13 protein-coding genes and 1 pseudogene are annotated in these 17,995 nt (G+C 70.5%); 8 read left to right on the top strand and 6 right to left on the bottom strand.

Features of this window, described 5'->3' with window-relative positions; translation table 11 throughout:
* Positions 1-298 precede the first annotated feature (298 nt).
* Both ACFWXQ_RS04485 and ACFWXQ_RS04480 read left to right on the top strand, forming a co-directional pair.
* The gene (locus ACFWXQ_RS04485) at positions 299-1,924 is read left to right on the top strand and encodes a thiamine pyrophosphate-binding protein (RefSeq protein WP_383951628.1); all 1,626 of its coding nucleotides are present in this window, start codon (positions 299-301) and stop codon (positions 1,922-1,924) included.
* Between the two features lie 196 nt (positions 1,925-2,120).
* Positions 2,121-2,873 (top strand): IclR family transcriptional regulator, encoded by a 753-nt coding sequence (locus tag ACFWXQ_RS04480; RefSeq protein ID WP_383951626.1) that lies wholly within the window; start codon positions 2,121-2,123, stop codon positions 2,871-2,873.
* 33 nt (positions 2,874-2,906) lie between these two features.
* Here ACFWXQ_RS04480 and ACFWXQ_RS04475 read toward each other — a convergent pair whose 3' ends face one another.
* From ACFWXQ_RS04475 to ACFWXQ_RS04465, 3 genes are all read right to left on the bottom strand, one after another.
* Positions 2,907-4,391, bottom strand: coding sequence for a sugar ABC transporter ATP-binding protein (locus ACFWXQ_RS04475; RefSeq protein WP_383951623.1), 1,485 nt, complete (start codon positions 4,389-4,391; stop codon positions 2,907-2,909).
* Between the two features lies 1 nt (position 4,392).
* Positions 4,393-5,463 carry a sugar ABC transporter substrate-binding protein gene (locus ACFWXQ_RS04470; protein WP_383951620.1) on the bottom strand — a complete coding sequence of 357 codons (1,071 nt, stop codon included), beginning with the start codon at positions 5,461-5,463 and terminating at the stop codon, positions 4,393-4,395.
* Positions 5,464-5,565: 102 nt separating this feature from the next.
* Positions 5,566-6,627, bottom strand: coding sequence for an ABC transporter permease (locus ACFWXQ_RS04465; protein WP_383951617.1), 1,062 nt, complete (start codon positions 6,625-6,627; stop codon positions 5,566-5,568).
* Positions 6,628-6,853: 226 nt separating this feature from the next.
* Here ACFWXQ_RS04465 and ACFWXQ_RS04460 point away from each other — a divergent pair, with 226 nt between their 5' ends.
* Positions 6,854-7,579, top strand: a complete 726-nt coding sequence (locus ACFWXQ_RS04460; protein WP_200394710.1) for an SDR family NAD(P)-dependent oxidoreductase — start codon at positions 6,854-6,856, stop codon at positions 7,577-7,579.
* A 42-nt stretch (positions 7,580-7,621) separates the two neighbouring features.
* On the opposite strand, the gene ACFWXQ_RS04455 is transcribed toward ACFWXQ_RS04460, so the two are convergent.
* The gene (locus ACFWXQ_RS04455; RefSeq protein ID WP_383951614.1) at positions 7,622-8,329 is read right to left on the bottom strand and encodes a MerR family transcriptional regulator; all 708 of its coding nucleotides are present in this window, start codon (positions 8,327-8,329) and stop codon (positions 7,622-7,624) included.
* 145 nt (positions 8,330-8,474) lie between these two features.
* Here ACFWXQ_RS04455 and ACFWXQ_RS04450 point away from each other — a divergent pair.
* Positions 8,475-8,609 (top strand): annotated as a pseudogene (locus ACFWXQ_RS04450) (Appr-1-p processing protein); the annotation flags it as partial.
* A gap of 212 nt (positions 8,610-8,821) precedes the next feature.
* Here the strand turns inward: ACFWXQ_RS04450 and ACFWXQ_RS04445 are convergent.
* Positions 8,822-10,315 carry a M1 family metallopeptidase gene (locus tag ACFWXQ_RS04445; protein ID WP_383951611.1) on the bottom strand — a complete coding sequence of 498 codons (1,494 nt, stop codon included), beginning with the start codon at positions 10,313-10,315 and terminating at the stop codon, positions 8,822-8,824.
* 217 nt (positions 10,316-10,532) lie between these two features.
* Here ACFWXQ_RS04445 and ACFWXQ_RS04440 point away from each other — a divergent pair, with 217 nt between their 5' ends.
* From ACFWXQ_RS04440 to ACFWXQ_RS04430, 3 genes are all read left to right on the top strand, one after another.
* Entirely contained in the window at positions 10,533-12,494 is a 1,962-nt protein-coding gene (locus tag ACFWXQ_RS04440) for a Xaa-Pro dipeptidyl-peptidase (RefSeq protein ID WP_383951608.1), read from the top strand.
* The gene (locus ACFWXQ_RS04435; protein WP_383951606.1) at positions 12,494-13,771 is read left to right on the top strand and encodes a M14 family metallocarboxypeptidase; all 1,278 of its coding nucleotides are present in this window, start codon (positions 12,494-12,496) and stop codon (positions 13,769-13,771) included. The genes ACFWXQ_RS04440 and ACFWXQ_RS04435 overlap by 1 nt, the downstream gene beginning before the upstream one ends.
* Positions 13,772-13,859: 88 nt before the next feature.
* Positions 13,860-15,566 (top strand): BCCT family transporter, encoded by a 1,707-nt coding sequence (locus tag ACFWXQ_RS04430; protein ID WP_383951603.1) that lies wholly within the window; start codon positions 13,860-13,862, stop codon positions 15,564-15,566.
* A gap of 359 nt (positions 15,567-15,925) precedes the next feature.
* Here ACFWXQ_RS04430 and ACFWXQ_RS04425 read toward each other — a convergent pair whose 3' ends face one another.
* Positions 15,926-16,891: an FAD-dependent oxidoreductase gene (locus ACFWXQ_RS04425; RefSeq protein WP_383951600.1), complete on the bottom strand. Its 966-nt coding sequence runs from the start codon at positions 16,889-16,891 to the stop codon at positions 15,926-15,928.
* 66 nt (positions 16,892-16,957) lie between these two features.
* Here ACFWXQ_RS04425 and ACFWXQ_RS04420 point away from each other — a divergent pair, with 66 nt between their 5' ends.
* The gene (locus ACFWXQ_RS04420) at positions 16,958-17,977 is read left to right on the top strand and encodes an oxidoreductase (RefSeq protein ID WP_383951597.1); all 1,020 of its coding nucleotides are present in this window, start codon (positions 16,958-16,960) and stop codon (positions 17,975-17,977) included.
* Positions 17,978-17,995 lie beyond the last annotated feature (18 nt).

Here is a 17,995-nt window from a genome sequence, read left to right as displayed (position 1 = left end):
TGTGGTGGGTGGGTTTTTGTTTATCTTTGAGGGGTTTTTGGGGGGGGGGGGGGGGGGGTTGCTCGCGCAGTTCCCCGCGCCCCTTTCAGGGGCGCGGGGAACTGCGCAATCTTTTAGCGGGGGTTCGGGGGCGCAGCCCCTGAGTAAGGGACGGGAATGGGTAGGGGCGGCGGGGGCGAAAAAACCCCGCGCCTCAGCCGGCCGTACCGCTGAGCGACACGCCCCCCTTGCCCCCCACCCCCGTGGCCCCGAGGCTGAACCGGCGAACCCAGGTCCCCGTCCCCACGAGGAGCCAACGATGGGCCCCCGCCCCGCCCCCGCCCTGCTCGACATCCTGCGCGGCGAGGGCGTGGACCGCGTCTTCGGCAACCCCGGCACCACCGAACTGCCCTTCCTGGCAGCCCTGGTGGACACCGAGGAGGCACCCGAGTACATCCTGGGCGTCCACGAGGGCGCGGTCGTCTCCATGGCCGACGGATACGCCCGAGCCACCGGCAGGCCCGCCTTCGTCAGCCTCCACATCGCCGCGGGCCTCGCCAACGGACTCCTCGGCCTGCTCAACGCCCGCCGCTCGCGCACCCCGCTGGTGGTCATGGCGGGCCAGCAGGACCGCCGCCACCTCCAACAGGACCCCATGCTCTCCGCGGACCTCGTCGCCCTCGCCGCGCCCGCCGTGAAGGCGACGTACGACATCCAGCACGCCCGCGACCTCCCGCTCGCGCTGCGCCGCGCCTTCGCACTCGCCGTACGGCCGCCCGCCGGGCCCGTGTTCCTGTCCGTACCCATGGACCTGCTGGCCGAGGACACGGAGGTCGACGTCCCCGCCCGCACGCCGCCGCCCAGGCCCACCCCCGCCGGGGGTCTCGACCGGGCCGCAGTCCTGCTCGGCGCCGCCGCCCGGCCCGTGATCGTCGCCGGGGACGGGGTGGGCCGCGAGGACGCGATGGCCGCGCTCGTCCGGACCGCCGAGACCTGCGGCGCGCCCGTGCACCACCAACCCATGGCGGACCACCTCGACTTCCCGACCACCCACCCCCTCTACGCCGGGATGCTGCCACCGCGCCACGACGCCATCCGCACCGCACTCGCCCCCTACGACACCGTGCTGATCGCCGGAGCACACGCGTTCACGCCCCACCACTACAGCCCAGGTCCCGCGCTGCCGCCCGGCATCACGGTCGTACAGCTCGACTCCGACCCGGACGAGATCGGCCGCAACTTCCCGGCCGACCACGGGGTCGTGGGCGCGCTCCGTCCCTCCCTGGACCGGCTCGCCGACCTGCTGCGCGAGCGGGTTCCCGAACGCACGGCGAAGATCCGGGTGTTGCGTGCCTACGACCGGCACACGGTCGAGCGGGAGCGTGCCGAGGCCGCCGCCCGGGCCGCCTACTCGCCGGCGCCCCTCGCCCCCTGGGCCGCCGCCCACGCCGTCGCCCGCGGGCTGCCACCGGGCGCCGCGGTCGTCGAAGAGGCCATCACCGTGGGCCTGTTGCTGCGCCGGCTCGTACACCTCGACCGGCCCGGCAGCTACACGCACACCGTCGGCGGCGGGCTCGGCTGGGGCGTCGGCGCCGCCGTCGGCCGGGTCCTCGCCGAGCCGGGGCGGCCCGTCGTCGCGGTGCTGGGCGACGGCTGCGCGCTGTTCGGCCTGCAGGGCCTGTGGAGCGCGGCCCGGTACGCGGCTCCGGTGCTGTTCGTGGTGATGAGCAACGGCGCGTACCGCACGCTCCAGAACACCTACGAGGCGATGGGCGGCAACGGGCCCTGCCCCGGTACCGAGTTGGGACGACTGGACTTCACCCAGGCGGCCCGCTTCTTCGGAATCGACGCGGTGCGCGCGGAGAGCGCGGATCACCTACGTGAACTGGTGGGCGGATCCGGTGAGTTGGCGCGGCCAATGCTGGTCGACGTGCCGCTTCGGTAGGGGAGGGCTCGGTGGGGTGACGCTTCGGGAGGGAAGAGCCCGGTGGGGTGTCGCTTCGACAGGGGTGGGCGGGTTGATCTGGCGGCCGTGTGACGACGTACGAATTCCCTCGCCCCGCGTACGAGTTCTCGGGCGGCCGGTGACTCACAGGGACCCGCACCTTGTCTCCTGCCTGCCTGGGCCGGACCATCGGTCCATGACGGACGGTCAGGTGCCTCAGGTTCCCCAGGTGCCGAAGTCGGTGCTCGCGCGCGGGGCGGCGCTGCTGCGTGCCTGCGGCGAGTCCGAGGGCGCGCAGAGCCTGGCCGAACTCGCGCTGCGCACGGGGCTGCCCAAGCCGACCGCGCACCGGCTGCTGGGCGAGCTGGTCCGGCTGGGGCTCGTGGAGCGGGGACCCGACGGCCGCTACGGCATCGGGCTCGCCCTCTTCGTGCTCGGTCAGTCGGCGCCCTCGGCTCGCGAACTGCGGGACATCGCCCTGCCGTTCCTCGGCGACCTGTACGCGGCGACCGGCGAGAACGTGCACCTGGCCGTGCCCGACGGCCCCGACACCCTCTTCCTGGCGAAGCTCACCGGCCGCCGCGCCACACCGATCGTCTCGCGCACGGGCGGCCGCCTGCCTGCCCACTGCACCGCCACGGGGAAGGTCTTCCTGGCCCACGACCCCCGGCCGCCGTACGTCTCCCTGCCCAGACTCACCCCGCGCACGCTCGTCCTGCCCGGCCAGCTCGCCCGCGACCTCGCCCGGACCCGTGCCCGCGGCTTCGGCGTCAACCTGGAGGAGGCCGAGATCGGCATTTCGGCCGTCGCGGCCCCGGTCTACGCCCACGAACGCCGTCCGGTCGCCGCCATCTCCGTGACGGGCGGGACCCGCCGCCTCGACATGGAACGCGTCGGCGCGCGGGTGTGCGCGGCGGCACGTGCGCTGACGCGGGCGCTGTCGGCGTGAGCGGTACGCGGGGCGGGGCGCCTTCGGGACCGGTCACTGCCCTGTCCCGGCCCTGCCCCCCGCCTGCATCGCCACCGCCAGCTCGTGCTCGGTCAGTCGGGTGCCACTCAACTCCTCCACGGTCCGGCCCCGTACGAAGACCATCACCCGGTCGCAGACCTCGGTGAGTTCGGCCAGGTCGGTCGAGGCGATGAGCACGGCGGCGCCGCCTGCCGCCAACTCGCCCACGATGCGGTGCATCTCGGACCGTACGCCGACGTCGACGCCACGCGTGGGGTCGTCCAGGACGACGATGCGGGGCTCGGTGGCCAGCCACTTCGCGAAGACGACCTTCTGCTGGTTGCCGCCGGAGAGGCGGGCCACGACGTCGTGCGGGTCGCCGCGCAACCGCAGACGCTCCGTCAAGTCACCTGTACGGCGGACCAGTTCGGCGCGTGAGGGCATGAAACCGCCGCGCCCCAGCGCCAGCCAGCTCACCGCCGTGGTGTTCTCCCACACCGTGCGGTCGGTCATCAGCCCGTACCGTTTGCGGTCGCTCGGCACGAAGGCCACGCCCGCCCGGACCGCGTCCCGCAGGGACCGTGGCAGCCCCCGGCCACCGATGTCGACCCGGCCGACGGAAACGGCCGTACGCCCGCACACCACTGCCAACGCGTCGAGATGGCCCGCCCCTTGGAGCCCGGCGACGCCCACCACCTCGCCCGCGCGCACGGTGAACGTCACGTCCGCGAGGCGGCCCGGGACGCACACCCCGGAGAGCACCACCGGAGGCGGCCCGTCGGCCACGGCACGCGTCCGCCGTACCGGCTGCTGCGGTGTCCCGCCGAGCATCGCCGTCACGAGATCCGGCACGCCGACGTCCTCCCGCCGTACGCCGGCCAGCGTGACCCGCCCGTCGCGCAGTACCGTCACGCGCTGCGCGAGGCGCATCACCTCCTCCAGGAAGTGGGTGACGTACAGGATGGCGATGCCCCGCCCGGTGAGCGTCCGCAGGACCCGTTCGAGACGGTCCACGGCGGCGGCAGGCAGCGCGGACGTCGGCTCGTCGAGCACCAGCAGACGCGGCCTGCACAGCAGTGCCCGCGCGATCTCCGTCAACTGCTGGTCGGCCAGGGGGAGTTCACCGACAAGAGTCCCGGGCTCGACGTCGAGTCCCAACTCGGCCAGTACGGGGCGCGCGGCGCGGTCCATCGCGCTCCGGTCGAGCAGCCCGAAGCGACGTGGTGGACGGTAGGGGAAGAGGTTCTCCCGTACCGACAGATCGGGGAAGAGGCTCAACTCCTGGGAGACGACGGCGATCCCGCCCGACCGCGCCTCCGGAGCAAGTTGCAGAGTCCCGTCGTCCGGCCGCAGCGTGCCCGACAGGATCCGCACGAGCGTCGACTTGCCCGCCCCGTTCTCACCGACCAGCGCATGGACCTCCCCGCCCCGAAGCCGGATGCCCGCTCCGTCCAGGGCCCTGACCCCGCCGTACGACTTGACCAGGCCCTGCGCGGCCAGCATGTCGCCGTACGTCATCTCAGCGCGCGTCCTTCAACGGCTTGAGCTGTGCCTTCTGGTCACCGAGGAGCTTGTCGATCACGGGCTTGTACCAGTCGTAGGCCGCCTTCGCGGACTTCTGCCGCGTGATGATCTCGTCGATGTTGGAGGAGTCGACGACTCCGCCGGGGGAGAGGAACCAGCCGTCGGGCAGCTTGCCGTCGTTGTCCCGCACCGACTCGATGAGCATCGCTGTCGAGAGGTAGCCCTTGAGGAAGTGCTGCGGGTCGATGGTGACGAAGTTGGAGCCGTCCTCGACCGCGTCCAGGGTCTTCGGGTCGACGTCGAAGCCCGCCGTCAGCCACTTGCCGTTCTTCTCCTTCTTGATCTTCGCGAGGTTGTAGCTGTCGGCGTCGCCGACTCCCAGGAAGGCGAGGGCCTTCGGGTGCGCGCCCACCTGCGACGACCAGGAGCTGTGGTTCTGCCCGGGATCGCTGTACGTCTGGAAGGGGCCGAGCACCTTCACACCCGGAGCCTCCTTCTCGAATGTGTCGGCGATGCCCTTGGCCCGGTTGTCCAGCACGGGCGTCCCGGGGTTGGGCACCCCGACGACGATCTCCCCCTTCGGGTCGTCGCCGAGCCGCTTCAGCGCCTCCTTCGCCATCAACTCGCCCAGCGCGTAGTTGTCGTTGCCCACATAGAAGGTCACCTTGCTGCCGTCGGTGGGGGAGGTGTCCAGGGCCACGATCGGGATGCCCTGGTCGACGGCTCGCGCGGCGGGCCGGGTGAAGATCGGCGGATCGAGGTTCTCCAGGACGATGCCGTCCTTGGCGCGGGCGGTGAGGTTCTGGAAGAGCTGCACCTCGGCGGGCCCGTCCGTGTTGGGCGGCCCGACGGCCTTGAAGTTCACGTCCCCCGCGTGGTCGGCGGCGCTCTCGGCTCCCAGCACCATCTCGTGGGCGAAGTTCAGGCTGATGTTGGCCACCGCGATGCCCATGTCGAGCTTTCCGCCGCCCGAGCCGCCGGGGCCGTCGTCATCGCCGCAGCCGGTGGCGGAGAGGAGGACCAGCGCGCCGAGCGCGGCGGACAGCGTACGCAATCGGGAGTGCATGACGGCCTCCAAAAAGGCTCTGAACAAACTCCGAACAAGGTTCCGTACAAGGCTCAGAACGGGACTCCGGGCGATCCCAACAGGGCTCAGGACAAGGGGACTTCAATGTCGGCGGCGTCCGCCGCGCCGCAGCGCGCTGTCCGCCGCGACCGCGACGAGGATCACCCCGCCGGTCGCGAACGACGTCCAGTTGATGGGTACTTCGAAGAACACGAGCCCGGAGGCGACGACGGACAGGATCATCGCGCCGGCCACCGCCCCGACCACCGAGCCACGGCCGCCCGCGAGCGGAGTGCCGCCGATGATGCACGCGGCGATGGCCTGCAACTCGTAGCCCTGGCCGAGTGTGGGATCACCGGCGCCGTAGTACGCGAGCGCGAGGACCGCCGCGCAGGCCGTGGTGAGACCGGACAGCGCGAGGGCCTGAACGCGCGTACGGACGACGGGGATTCCGCTGAACGCGGCGGCATCGGGATTGGACCCGATCGCCCGCACCCGAGCCCCGAACCGGGTGCGGGCGAGCAGCACCGCGAGAGCGACCACGACCGCGAGCAACACCCAGAGTGCGAAGGGCACTCCGGCCGCGTCACCGCCCGCGAGCGTGAAGAACGAGTCGCCCAGCGGCAGATCGGTGATCTGCTTCCCGTCGGCGAGGGCCAGCCCGACACCCCGGAACAGCATCAGCGTGCCGAGCGTCACGATGAACGACGGCAGCGCGAGCAGCGTCGTGACCAGCGCGTTGAACACCCCGAGCGCGATCCCGGTGAGCAGCACCGCCGGGACCGCCAGCCAGGGCGCGACGCCCTCCCGTACGAGCAGGGCGCCGACGACCAGGCACATCGCGTAGCTGCCGCCCACCGACAGGTCGACCTCGCGCATGGCGAGCGCGAAGACCATGCCGCACGCCATCAGTGAGATGTAGACGGAGTTGTGCGCCGTGGAGAGCAGGTTGTCGCTGTCGAGGAAGTCCGGGTAGGGGATGCCGATGCCGGCGACGAGCAGTGCGAGGACGACCAGGACGCCGAGTTCGTCGGGCAGCAGCCGCCGCCCGTTCCCGAGGCGGCCCGCCGACAGCCGACCTGGCGACAGCCTGAACCACCGTCCGCCGCCGCCCTGTTCGCGGGCGCGCTCGGCGTCGTCCACGGCACGGTCGGTCTCGGTCATCGGGCACGGCTCCCGAACGCTGGCGGCTGGGGGTCGCCCCGCAGCGTCGGGCCGCCGGGCGCGCGCGGCAACATGGCCGTTCCAGCGAATGGAACAGGGCCCGGTGGTGATCGGGCCGAGTCGGGCAACCGCCGGTCGAAGGAGCCGCCGCCTGAGACGACCACCGCGTTCCGAAGACCGGAAACGCCCCCTTGCCCACTGCCTGACGGGTCATCACACTCACCGCATGGAGACGCGGACCGCGCTGGTGACCGGAGCGGCACAGGGCCTCGGGCAGGAGTTCGCCGTCGCGCTCGCCGGACGAGGCTACCGAGTCGCCGGGATCGACCTCGTTCCGCAGACCCGGACGGCCGAACGCGTTCTGGACTATGTGGAGTTGATTGCCGACGTCACCGACGAGGCGCAGGTCGACGCGGCTCTTGAGCGGGTGCTGGAACAGTTCGGCACGCTGCACGTCCTGGTCAACAACGCGGGCGTGTACCCGGAGTCGCCCTTCGAGGACACCACGCCCGAGGAGTGGCGGCGTGTCATGCGCGTCAACCTGGAAGCGCCGTTCCTGATGACCCGGGCCGTCCTGCCGTACCTGAAGGCGGCGGGCTGGGGGCGCATCGTGAACATCGCCTCCGCCGCCGTCCTCACCGCACCGCCCACGATGGTGGCGTACACCGCCTCCAAGGCAGGCCTGATCGGCTTCACCCGGGCACTCGCCTCGGCGCTCGGACCGTACGACATCACGGTCAACGCGATCGCGCCGAGCATGGTCCGCACCGCGACCGCCGAGCGCACGGTCGGCGCCGGCGGCGGCTTCGAGCACGTCCGCGCCCAACAGGCAGTCCCCAGAACCCAGGAGCCGTCCGACCTCGTCTCCACACTGCTGTACGTCGTCGACGAGGGCAGCGGCTTCCTCACGGGCCAGACGCTCAACGTGGCAGGGGGATCGGCGTACTTGTGAGGGCCGTAGGCGTATGTATGAGTGTCAGCAGCGGGCGGTGGCTCAGGACCCCTCGGTGAGCCACTCCCGCAGCTCCTCCTTCAAGGACCGCTGAAAGGTCGTCAGCAGCGCCTGCACCACGAGCGGTTGCATGTGTGCGGACAGGTCCTTGACCGCCTCGACGGACTCGCGCTCGGACACCTCGTCGCGGAACAGCAGGGACAGTTCGTGGGCCGCGGCGCGGGTGTGCTTCAGCAGGACCGTGCGCGCGGCGAGGATCGTCTCGTGGGCGATCGGTACGTCGAGCAGCTGGACACCGAGCCGCAGCAGCCCCAGGTCCACGCGGTACGTGTCCGGGGCCGCCGCCTCCCGGACGACGCTCATCGCGACGAGCCGGTCCAGGTCCTCCGCGCTCAGCGTCCGCCCCGCCCGGCGCTCCAGCTCCGCGCGGCTCACCTCCTCCGCCGAGTCCGGCGCCCAGGAGGCCACCACGGCCCGGTGGATGGCCAGGTCATGGGCGCTGAGCCCCTCCGGCAGCTGCTGCAGATAGCGCTCGATCGCGGCCAGCGTCATCCCCTGGTGCTGCAACTCCTCGATGAGCGCGAGCCGGGACAGATGCTCCTGGCCGTAGTGCCCCACCCGGCGCGGCCCGATCACGGGCGGCGGCAGCAGCCCCTTCGTGCCGTAGAACCGCACGGTCCGCACGGTGACCCCGGCCCGCGCGGCCAGCTCATCGACCGTGAGCGTCGGCTCCTCGACGTCCGTCGCCATGACCGCTCCTTCGACTACCACATCTGCCACACGGGTGCGGTGCAACAGTATTGCTGTCTCACCCACGTTGTGAAAGCTCCCACAGCCGGCCGGCGCTCCTGCATACCGAGGCCGATTGTCAGTGCCGGTCCGTACGGTTGGCGACATGTCGGAGATCACGTACGTCAGGGGCGACGCCACCACCCCACTGGGCAAGGGCGCCAAGCTGATCGCCCATGTCTGCAACGACACCGGGGGCTGGGGCAAGGGCTTCGTCCTCGCCCTGTCGAACCGCTGGCCGACAAGGCCCTAGAACTCGGCGCATCCGTCCACATGCCCCGCGGTGTACGACCACGGAGACTGAGCGAGCCCTCCTGAGCGGGGCCGGGCCCCGTAAGGGGCGCGGGGCTCTGACATTTGCGGCTCCGCCGCGGGGCGCGACCAGCCCAATGCAACCCGCACCAGGCCACCCACATCAACGCACCCGCACCCCTACCCGCCCCCCACGGAGTGCTACCGCTCGTGAACGGAGTTCGTCGCCGCGATCTTCTTCCACGACTTCGGCCGCACCAGCTCCCCCTGAGCCCCAGGAGCGATGGAAACAGCCCGCGCCGCCGGCGCCCCCGGCTTCGACGCCTGGTACAGCCACGTGTCGAACAGCGAGGCGAGTGGCCGCCCCGACACCTCCTCCGCGTACTTCACGAAGTCACCGACCGTCGCGTTCCCGTACGAGTACTTCTTCGGCCACCCCTTCAGAATGGCGAAGAACGCCTCGTCCCCGATCTCGTTGCGCAGCGCCTGCAACGCCAGCGCCCCGCGGTCGTACACGGCGATGTGGAACTGGTTCTCCGGCCCCGGATCCCCGGGCTTGACGGTCCAGAACGGATCGTCGGCAGCCCGCGACGCGTACACGTAGTCCGCGATCTCCTGCGCCGTCCCCTCGCCCTCGTGCTCCGACCAGAGCCACTGCGCATACCGGGCGAAGCCCTCGTTGATCCAGATGTCCTTCCACCCGGTGACGGACACGGAGTCGCCGTACCACTGGTGGGCCAGTTCGTGCACGACCACGGACACGTTCGTCCCGCTCGCGAACTGCCGCGGGCTGTAGAACGGCCGGGTCTGCGTCTCCAGCGCGTACCCGGTGTTGGTGTTGGGGACATAGCCACCCAGAGCGTTGAACGGGTAACGCCCGAAGTACTCGGACAGCCAGTCCGCGACCTCCCCGGTCCGCTCGATACTCGCCCGTGCTGCCCCGTAGTTGTCGCCCAGATCCTTGCTGTAGGCGTTGACGATCGGGATGCCGCTCTCCGACGTGCCGGTCGTGAGGTCGAACTTCCCGACGGCCAGCGTGGCGAGATACGTGGCCTGCGGCTTGTTCGAGCGCCAGCTGTAGCGCGTCCAGCCGGCCCGTGAACTCACCGACTGGAGCGTGCCGTTGGAGATCGCCTGCGAACCGTCGGGAACGGCGACCGACACGTCGTACGTGGCCTTGTCCAGCGGATGGTCGTTGCTGGGGAACCACCACCAGGCCGCCTCGGGCTCGTTCGCCCCGACCCCGCCGTCCGGAGTGCGGTGCCAACTGGTGAACCCGTACGCCTTCTTCGAGGACGGCACCCCGCTGTAGCGCACCACGACCGTGACGGCCGTGCCCTTGGGCAGCGGGTTCTTCGGCGTGATCTCCAGCTCGTGCTCGCCCGAGGTGGTGAACGAGGCCTTCGTGCCGTTGATCCGCACCTCGCTCACATCGAGCAGGAAGTCCAGATTGAAGCGCGAGAGATCCTGCGTCGTCCTCGCCAGGAGGGTCGCGGTTCCCTCCAACTTGTCCGTCTCCGGCTGGTATTGGAGCCGGAGGTCGTAGTGGGAGACGTCGTATCCGCCGTTGCCGTAGGCCGGGTAGTAGGGGTCGCCGATGCCCGGAGCTCCAGGTGAGTAACCGGCCGCCGATGCCGGGATCGCCAGCAGCAGGGAGGCCGCGAGTGCGCCCGGGGCGATGAGTCTGCGGTGCACGTCAAGCTCCAAGTCGTAGGGGCACGAAGTCTGTTCGGAGCCTATTCAGTCCCTGTGGGCCCAACCCTGTCCATGGCCGCTCCTGTCACACGATCGCCATTCGGCCGACATGAGCGACTCCGCCCCACGCACCTTTCAAGCCACACCACCGGCCGAACCTCCGCACACCCCAATCGGCCCTCTTTTGCACAGGAGTTGACCGGAGTACCTTCCGCGCATGCGGACACCTGCGCGCTACAAGCGCTTCACCAACTGGAGATCGCTCGCGACGGCGGCCACAGCCGCCCTGATGGCCACGCTCCTCACCCCGGTCGCCGCCCACAGCGCCCCGCGGGAGAGCGCCCCCGTCCACTCGTACGAGAACGCGATCCGCGAATCCGTCTGGGTGGACACGAAACTGGACGGCGACGGTGACGGGAAGACCGACCGCGTCGCCGTCGACATAGTCCGCCCGCGCGAACCCGCCCAACAGGGCCGCAAGGTACCCGTGATCATGGATGCCAGCCCGTACTACTCCTGCTGCGGGCGCGGCAACGAGAGCCAGAAGAAGACGTACGACGCCAATGGCAACGTCGTGCAGATGCCCCTCTACTACGACAACTACTTCGTGCCGCGCGGCTACGCCTTCGTCGCCGTCGACCTGGCCGGGACCAACCGCTCCGACGGCTGCGTCGACGTCGGCGGACGCTCCGACGTCCAGTCCGCGAAGGCCGTCGTCGACTGGCTGAACGGCCGGGCCAAGGGCTACACCTCCCGCACCGGGACCACGAAGGCCAAGGCCGGCTGGACCAACGGCAAGACGGGCATGATCGGCAAGAGTTACGACGGCACCATCGCCAACGGCGTGGCCGCCACTGGAGTCGAGGGCCTGGAGACGATCGTCCCCATCGCCGCCATCTCCTCCTGGTACGACTACTACTTCGCCAAGGGCGCCCCCCTCTACGACTCCGGCCCCGAGTGGCTGTCCAACTACGTCGAGAGCCCCGACGCCCGCGCCAGGTGCGCCGCCGTCCAGCAGAAACTCGTCGACGGCGCCCCGCGCACCGGCGACTGGACGAAGCTGTGGACCGAGCGCGACTACGTGAAGGACGTCCGCAAGGTCGACGCCAGCGTCTTCGTCATCCACGGCATGCAGGACCTCAACGTCCGCCCCAAGCACTTCGGCCAGTGGTGGGACGGCCTCGCCGAGAACGGCGTCGACCGCAAGATCTGGCTGTCCCAGACCGGTCACGTCGACCCCTTCGACTTCCGCCGCGCCGCATGGGCCGACACCCTGCACCGCTGGTTCGACCACGAACTCCTCGGCTACGACAACGGCATCGACGACGAACCGATGGCCGACATCGAGCGCGCCCCCGACCAGTGGGTCACCTCGAACGTCTGGTCCCCGCGCGCCACCGACACCGTGAGCCTGCGCCCGGACAAGGGCGCGCAGGCCGGCGTCGGCACCCTCGGACTGCGTACCGGATCGGGCACCGAGACCTTCACCGACGACCCGCAGCTGGACGAGACGGACTGGGCCGCACAGATCGACCGGTCGACGTCCGCCAAGGCCGGCTTCACCACCAAGCCGCTGACGCGTGACGTCCGCCTGTCCGGCTCCGCCAAGGTGACCGTCACCGCCACCCCGACCACGTCGAGCGCCCATCTCTCCGCGGTCCTGGTCGACCTCGGCCCGGACACGATCCGCGACTACTCCACCTCGGGCGAGGGCATTACCACGCTCACCGACCGCACCTGCTGGGGCCCGAGCACCACCGGCGACAGCTCCTGCTTCAAGGAGACGCAGGCCAAGACCGCGGACGTCGACTACACGGTGTTCAGCCGCGGTTGGGCCGACCTCGGCAACCACCGCTCGGACGCCAAGGGAGAACCGCTCACCCCGGGCAAGCGCTACACCATCACCCTCGACCTGCACGCGAGCGACCACGTCGTCCCGGCCGGACACCGCCTCGCGCTGATCGTCGCCGGCACCGACGAGGGCCTCATCGACCCGCCGTCCAGCACGCCGACCCTCGCCCTCGACCTCGCGCGCACGAAGGCCAGTGTGCCGCTCGTCGGAGGCACCGCCGCCTTCGCGCGCGCCACCTCGGGATCCTCGTACGTCACCCCCGACGCCACGCTCGACGGCATCGGCGAGCCGCGCGCCACGCACCGCGTACCCGGAGGCACCCACTGATGACACCCCGCCGCACAGGAATACTCGCCCTGACGGTGGCGGTGCTCACCGCACCCCTCCTGACGGTGCCCGCCCACGCCGCCCCGGCCCCGCCCCGTACCGGATTCGAGCAGACCGACGGCGCACGCTGGACCACCCAGCCCGAGGAGCAGGACTTCCTCGCCGCCGTCGACAGGTCGAGCAACCGGGTGTCCATCAGCCGGATCGGCACGACGAAACAGGACCGCCCGCTCCGGCTCGTACGCATCGGCAACAGCCACGCGGCCAACACCGTCCTGCTGGTGTGCAGCCAGCACGGCGACGAACCGTCCGGGCGCGAGGCCTGTCTCACGACGGTCCGTGACCTCGCGTACGCGAAGGACTCCGCCACACGGAAGTTCCTCGACCGCACCACGCTGCTCGTCGTGCCCACCGCCAACCCGGACGGCCGGGCCGCCGACACCCGCGGCAACAGCGACGGCGTCGACATCAACCGCGACCACCTCGCGCTCCAGACGGCCGAGGGCCGCGCCATGGCCGCCCTCGTCCGCGACCGCAAGCCCGACGTGATCTACGACCTGCACGAGTACGGGGCCACACCCCCGTACTACGACAAGGACCTCTTCGACCTCTGGCCGCGCAACCTCAACACCGACGCGGCCGTGCACGACGAGGGGCAGACCCTGTCAGCGGCGTACGTACGCCCCGCCGCCCAGGCGGAGGGCTACTCGACCGGCACGTACGGAATCTGGACCGACCCCGTGACCGGCGACCCGATCCGGCAGGTCGCGGGCGACGGACAGGAGCGGATCCTGCGGAACATGTCCGGCGTCAAACACGGCGTCGGGCTGCTCATCGAGAGCCGTGTCGACCCCCTCACGGACGCCGAGAAGGCCGACGAGGCACTCAACAACCGGCGCCGCGTTCACTCCCAACTGGCAGCTCTGGAAGGGCTGTTCGAGTTCACCGGCGAACGGCGTACCCGCATCGAGGCGGCCACGACGGCGGCCCGGCTGGCCGGCTACCGGGACACCGGGCCGGTCTATGTCGGCGGCGCCGACAACGACCCGGCCGAGCCGTCCGAGATCATCGCGGACCCGCCCTGCGCCTACCGGCTGACGCCCGACCAGTACACGGACGTCAAGGACGAACTCGCCCTGCACGGGGTCAGCACACGGCAGGACGCCGAAGGCACCTACGTCCCGCTGCGCCAGTCCCTGCGCGCTCTCGTCCCGCTGCTCCTCGACGAGCGCGCCCCTTACCGCCTCACGGTCGGGGAGCCCGACACCGACTGCTGAGGCGGGTGAGATCTGTAGCACCTGTGGTAGGTCGTAGGGCATAGCGAGGAAATGGCTTACCCACGGTTTCCAGGGGAAGGTGCCGCAGATGACTGAAGACCTGTACAAGAGGGGAGGCCGGGAAGGTCCCTCGGACATTCCCGGCGGCCCCGGTCAGCACACCGACTGGGTTGTGTTCGGTGTCACCGCCGCCATCACCCTGGCCTTCGTGATCTGGGGATCGGCCGGCACCGACTCCCTGAAGAGCGCCTCCGACAAGATGCTCAGGGGCCTGATCCACAACGGCGGCTGGGCTTTCATGCTGGCCGCCTCTGGCTTCGTGGTCTTCGCACTGTGGCTCGCGATCAGCCGGTACGGCAGGATCCACCTCGGCGCGGAGGGCGAGGAGCCCGAGTTCAAGACCGTGTCCTGGGTCGCGATGATGTTCAGCGCCGGTATGGGCATCGGCCTGATGTTCTACGGCGTGAGCGAGCCGCTCTCCCATTACACGACCCCGCCGCCGGGAACCGATCCCGCGGACTCCGCGGAACGCATGCAGACGGCGATGGCCACCACCCTCTTCCACTGGACGCTGCACCCCTGGGCGATCTACGCGGTGGTCGGCCTCGCCATCGCCTACAGCACCTTCCGCAAGCGCCGCCGCCAGACGATCAGCGCGGTCTTCACCCCGCTCATCGGGGAGAAGCACGCCAACGGCGGCGTCGGCCGGGCCATCGACGTCCTCGCGATCATCGCCACGGTCTTCGGCTCCGCTGCCTCGCTGGGCCTCGGCGCCCTCCAGATCGGCTCCGGATTCACCGAGCTGGACTGGATGGACAAGGTGAGCGACGGCCTGCTCGTCGCGATCATCGCCGTCCTGACGGTGGCGTTCGTCGCCTCGGCCATCTCCGGCATCGAGAAGGGCATCCAGTGGCTGTCCAACACCAACATGGTGCTCGCCCTGGTACTCGCCGTCTTCGTGTTCATCGCGGGCCCGACGGTCATCGTCCTCGACCTGCTGCCCACCTCGATCTTCTCCTACCTCGGTGACCTGCCACAGCTGGCCGGCCGCACCGAGGCCAGCACCGGCGAGGGCGTCGCGGACTGGCTCGGCAGCTGGACCGTCTTCTACTGGGCGTGGTGGATCTCCTGGACGCCCTTCGTCGGCATGTTCATCGCGCGCATCAGCCGCGGCCGCACCATCCGGCAGTTCGTCGGCGGCGTCATCCTCGTGCCCAGCACCGTCAGCCTCGTCTGGTTCGCGATCTTCGGCGGTACGGCGATGAAGCTGAAGGAGGGCGGCGCGCTCGGCGGCGAGTCGACCCCCGAGGGCCAACTCTTCGGCGTCCTGCAGGAGTTCCCCATCGCGACCGCGACCAGCCTGCTCGTGATGATCCTCGTCGGCATCTTCTTCGTCTCCGGCGCCGACGCCGCGTCCATCGTGATGGGCACGCTCTCCCAGAAGGGCGCCCTCGAACCCGGCCGCTTCGTCGTGGTGTTCTGGGGCGTGGTCACCGGAGCCGTCGCCGCCATCATGCTGCTCGTCGGCACCGAGGGCAACGCGCTCCAAGGCCTGCAGAACCTCACGATCCTGGCCGCCGCACCCTTCGTCCTCGTGATGATCGGCATGTGCATCTCCCTCATGCGCGACCTGCGCAGGGACCCCGTCATCGTCCGCCACGAAATGGGCTCCGAGGCCGTCTCGCTCGCCGTGATCGAGGGCCACAAGAAGTACGACGGCGAATTCGAGATCAGGGTAGGCCCGGGCGCAGGCACAGAAACGGAGGGCGACCCCCTGGGCCACGACCACGGCTGACCAACCGAAACTCCGACCACGGCCGAGCGGCCGGAATTCCGACCATGGCCGAGCGCCGGGTTGGGCCAGTCTTGGCTGAGGGCTGAGGGCTGAGGGCTGAGGGCTGAGGGCTGAGGGCTGAGGGCTGAGGGCCGAGTCGGGCTCAGCCTCAGGTTCGGCTCAGGGTTCAGGGCTCAGGGCGGGGCTGAGGGCTGGGGCTTGGGTCTTCGGGCTGAGGCTCGGCGAGGTTGACCGGGAGGCGAGGGCGAGGCCTTCGTCTTTCAGGGGCGCGGGGAACTGCGCGACCAGCCACGTCCGGCCCGCAGCCAAAATGCGACCGTTCCTGTGGGGTGCCCCGCAAAGGGCACCCCACACGGCGCTCAGCCAAAGGCAAGCCCGGCAGCCACCCGCGCACACCCCCAAGCCACAGTCACCCCCGCCCCACCATGCCCATAGTTGTGCACCAACACCCCACCCCCACCCCCACCCCGAACTTCCCGCTCCAACCGCACCGCCGACCGCACCGGCCGCAACCCGACCCGATGCTCCAACACCCGCGCCCGCGCCACCGCGGGCCAAAACCCCGCACACCGCTCAACAATCCGCGCAGCCACCGCCGGATCAGGCGTCAGCGACCACTCGCCCTCCTCGGTCGTCCCACCCAGCACCAACCGGTCGGGCTGAGGAAAGAGATAGGTGGTCGTCCCGGCGACGGCATCCGTCGAGACGAGCCAACTGCGCACACCGGGGTTCTCCACGATCACAAGCTGCCCCCGCACGGGCCGAACCGCGGCATCCGGTACGAGCTCCCGGGCGCCAAGCCCCGTGCAGTTGACGACCACCGGCGCTTCCGCCTCCGCCTCGGCGAGATCGGTCACGGCCCGCACCTCGACCGCCCCGCCCGCCCGCAGGAACCGCTCACGCAGCCACCCCAACTGCACCGGCATGTCGATCAACGGCAGCCGGGCCCACAGCCCGGTCCCCGCGTACTCCTCGGGCGTGGACGCCCGAAGCCCCGGCAGCCGAGCGGCCGCCCACGGCCCCTGCTCGTCCAGCCGCGACCCACCCAGTACGCCCTCGACCATGCGTACGCCCGTCTCGTCGGGCCGCGCCGCCAACTCCTCGTACACGGAAAGTGACTCCAGGGCCCACGCGCGGGCGAGTTCAAGCGGTTCGACGCTGTACGGCCACCACAGTGCGCCCGCAACCGCCGAGGTGGTTCCCTCGGCGGGCTCCCGAGTCCAGACCCGCACCCGCCTGCCGCTCTCGGCCAGAACGACGGCCGTCGTGAGCCCTATGACCCCGCTGCCGACCACGATTACGTCACCGCTTCGATCCCTCGTCACGCGGGGACGGTAGCGGAATGTGTCATGCCGTGCTCAGACAGCGCTCACTCTGGGGATACTCACACCATGTCTGCCGAGTACGCGACCTTCGGCCTGGCACCGGCGATGCGTGCCGGTGGAGTCCTTGCCAACGGTGACTACCAAGCGCACCGGGATTTCGTCGACTTCATCGTCGACGGACGCCCGCTGCTTTACCAGCTCTCCGACCTCGACGCCGTGTCCCCCCTCGCCTCCGACGTACCACCCGCGATCTTCACCGCACAGGTACGCAGTCTCCTCCTGGAAGCCGACGCCCCGCTGGAGGGCGGCCGGTACGTCATCTACGGCTGCCCCGAGTGCGAGGACCTCGGGTGCGGCGCCGTGACCGCCGCGATCGAACGGCACGGCGACGACTACGTATGGCGCGACTTCGCCTGGCAGACCGACGAACACGCGGATCTGGAGCGGAACGGCTATCACGGCATCGGCCCGTTCCTCTTCCACGGCGAGGAGTACCGCGCCGCCCTGGGCTCGCTGCTCACCGGCACCGCCGGCGAGCGCCGCAGGGTCCTGCTCATCGGCGCCAGGGCCGCCGTCCTGGCCAAGCTCGCCGCCGCCCTGCGCATCATCGGCATCGGAGCCGAGACCGCCCAGGACGCCACCGACATCTCCGCCGACGAACTGCGCACGTACGGTGCCGTCGCCTTCGGCCGCGCGGTCACCGAGCAGGAACGTGCCGCCGTACGGCAGTCCTTCGAGCACGCGGGCGCCGAGGTCGCGTACGTCGAGGGCCTGGCCCCGATCGTCCCGCTCCTGGTCGCCCAGATAGAGAACGCCCTGGACCGCAGCCCCCGGGAACAGCGCCGTCTGACCCGGCTGGTCGCCGCCGACGGCGAGGCGGGCGTCGAGGTCACCTCCACCTGCCGGGTCCAGCTGACCGCGTACCGCCTGGACCGCCTCTACCGCACGCACATGTACGAGGTCTTCGACGGCGTCCTGGAAGCGGGCCGCCACCGGCTCGCCCTGGACGCGAAGGCCACGAAGGGAGACTCGTTCATCGTGGCGCGCACATCGGGAGGCGTGCTGGTGGAGGCGATGGTGCGCTGACCTCCCGGGGCGCGCAGG

Origin of the sequence: Streptomyces sp. NPDC058697 (assembly GCF_042715345.1) — a bacterium.
In the GTDB taxonomy this organism is placed as follows: Bacteria; Actinomycetota; Actinomycetes; order Streptomycetales; family Streptomycetaceae; genus Streptomyces; species Streptomyces liliifuscus.
The sequence above is the reverse complement of the archived record's forward strand: the minus strand, read 5'-3'. Positions and strand labels throughout refer to the sequence as shown.

What these genes read in the sequence shown, in the direction of transcription:
- ACFWXQ_RS04455 (WP_383951614.1), bottom strand. Translation starts at nt 8,329, where the DNA reads ATGGCGACGGACGTCGAGGAGCCGACGCTCACGGTCGATGAGCTGGCC.
- ACFWXQ_RS04475 (WP_383951623.1), bottom strand. Translation starts at nt 4,391, where the DNA reads ATGACGTACGGCGACATGCTGGCCGCGCAGGGCCTGGTCAAGTCGTAC.
- ACFWXQ_RS04470 (WP_383951620.1), bottom strand. Translation starts at nt 5,463, where the DNA reads ATGCACTCCCGATTGCGTACGCTGTCCGCCGCGCTCGGCGCGCTGGTC.
- ACFWXQ_RS04420 (WP_383951597.1), top strand. Translation starts at nt 16,958, where the DNA reads ATGTCTGCCGAGTACGCGACCTTCGGCCTGGCACCGGCGATGCGTGCC.
- ACFWXQ_RS04460 (WP_200394710.1), top strand. Translation starts at nt 6,854, where the DNA reads ATGGAGACGCGGACCGCGCTGGTGACCGGAGCGGCACAGGGCCTCGGG.
- ACFWXQ_RS04465 (WP_383951617.1), bottom strand. Translation starts at nt 6,627, where the DNA reads ATGACCGAGACCGACCGTGCCGTGGACGACGCCGAGCGCGCCCGCGAA.
- ACFWXQ_RS04435 (WP_383951606.1), top strand. Translation starts at nt 12,494, where the DNA reads ATGACACCCCGCCGCACAGGAATACTCGCCCTGACGGTGGCGGTGCTC.
- ACFWXQ_RS04440 (WP_383951608.1), top strand. Translation starts at nt 10,533, where the DNA reads ATGCGGACACCTGCGCGCTACAAGCGCTTCACCAACTGGAGATCGCTC.
- ACFWXQ_RS04430 (WP_383951603.1), top strand. Translation starts at nt 13,860, where the DNA reads ATGACTGAAGACCTGTACAAGAGGGGAGGCCGGGAAGGTCCCTCGGAC.
- ACFWXQ_RS04480 (WP_383951626.1), top strand. Translation starts at nt 2,121, where the DNA reads ATGACGGACGGTCAGGTGCCTCAGGTTCCCCAGGTGCCGAAGTCGGTG.
- ACFWXQ_RS04485 (WP_383951628.1), top strand. Translation starts at nt 299, where the DNA reads ATGGGCCCCCGCCCCGCCCCCGCCCTGCTCGACATCCTGCGCGGCGAG.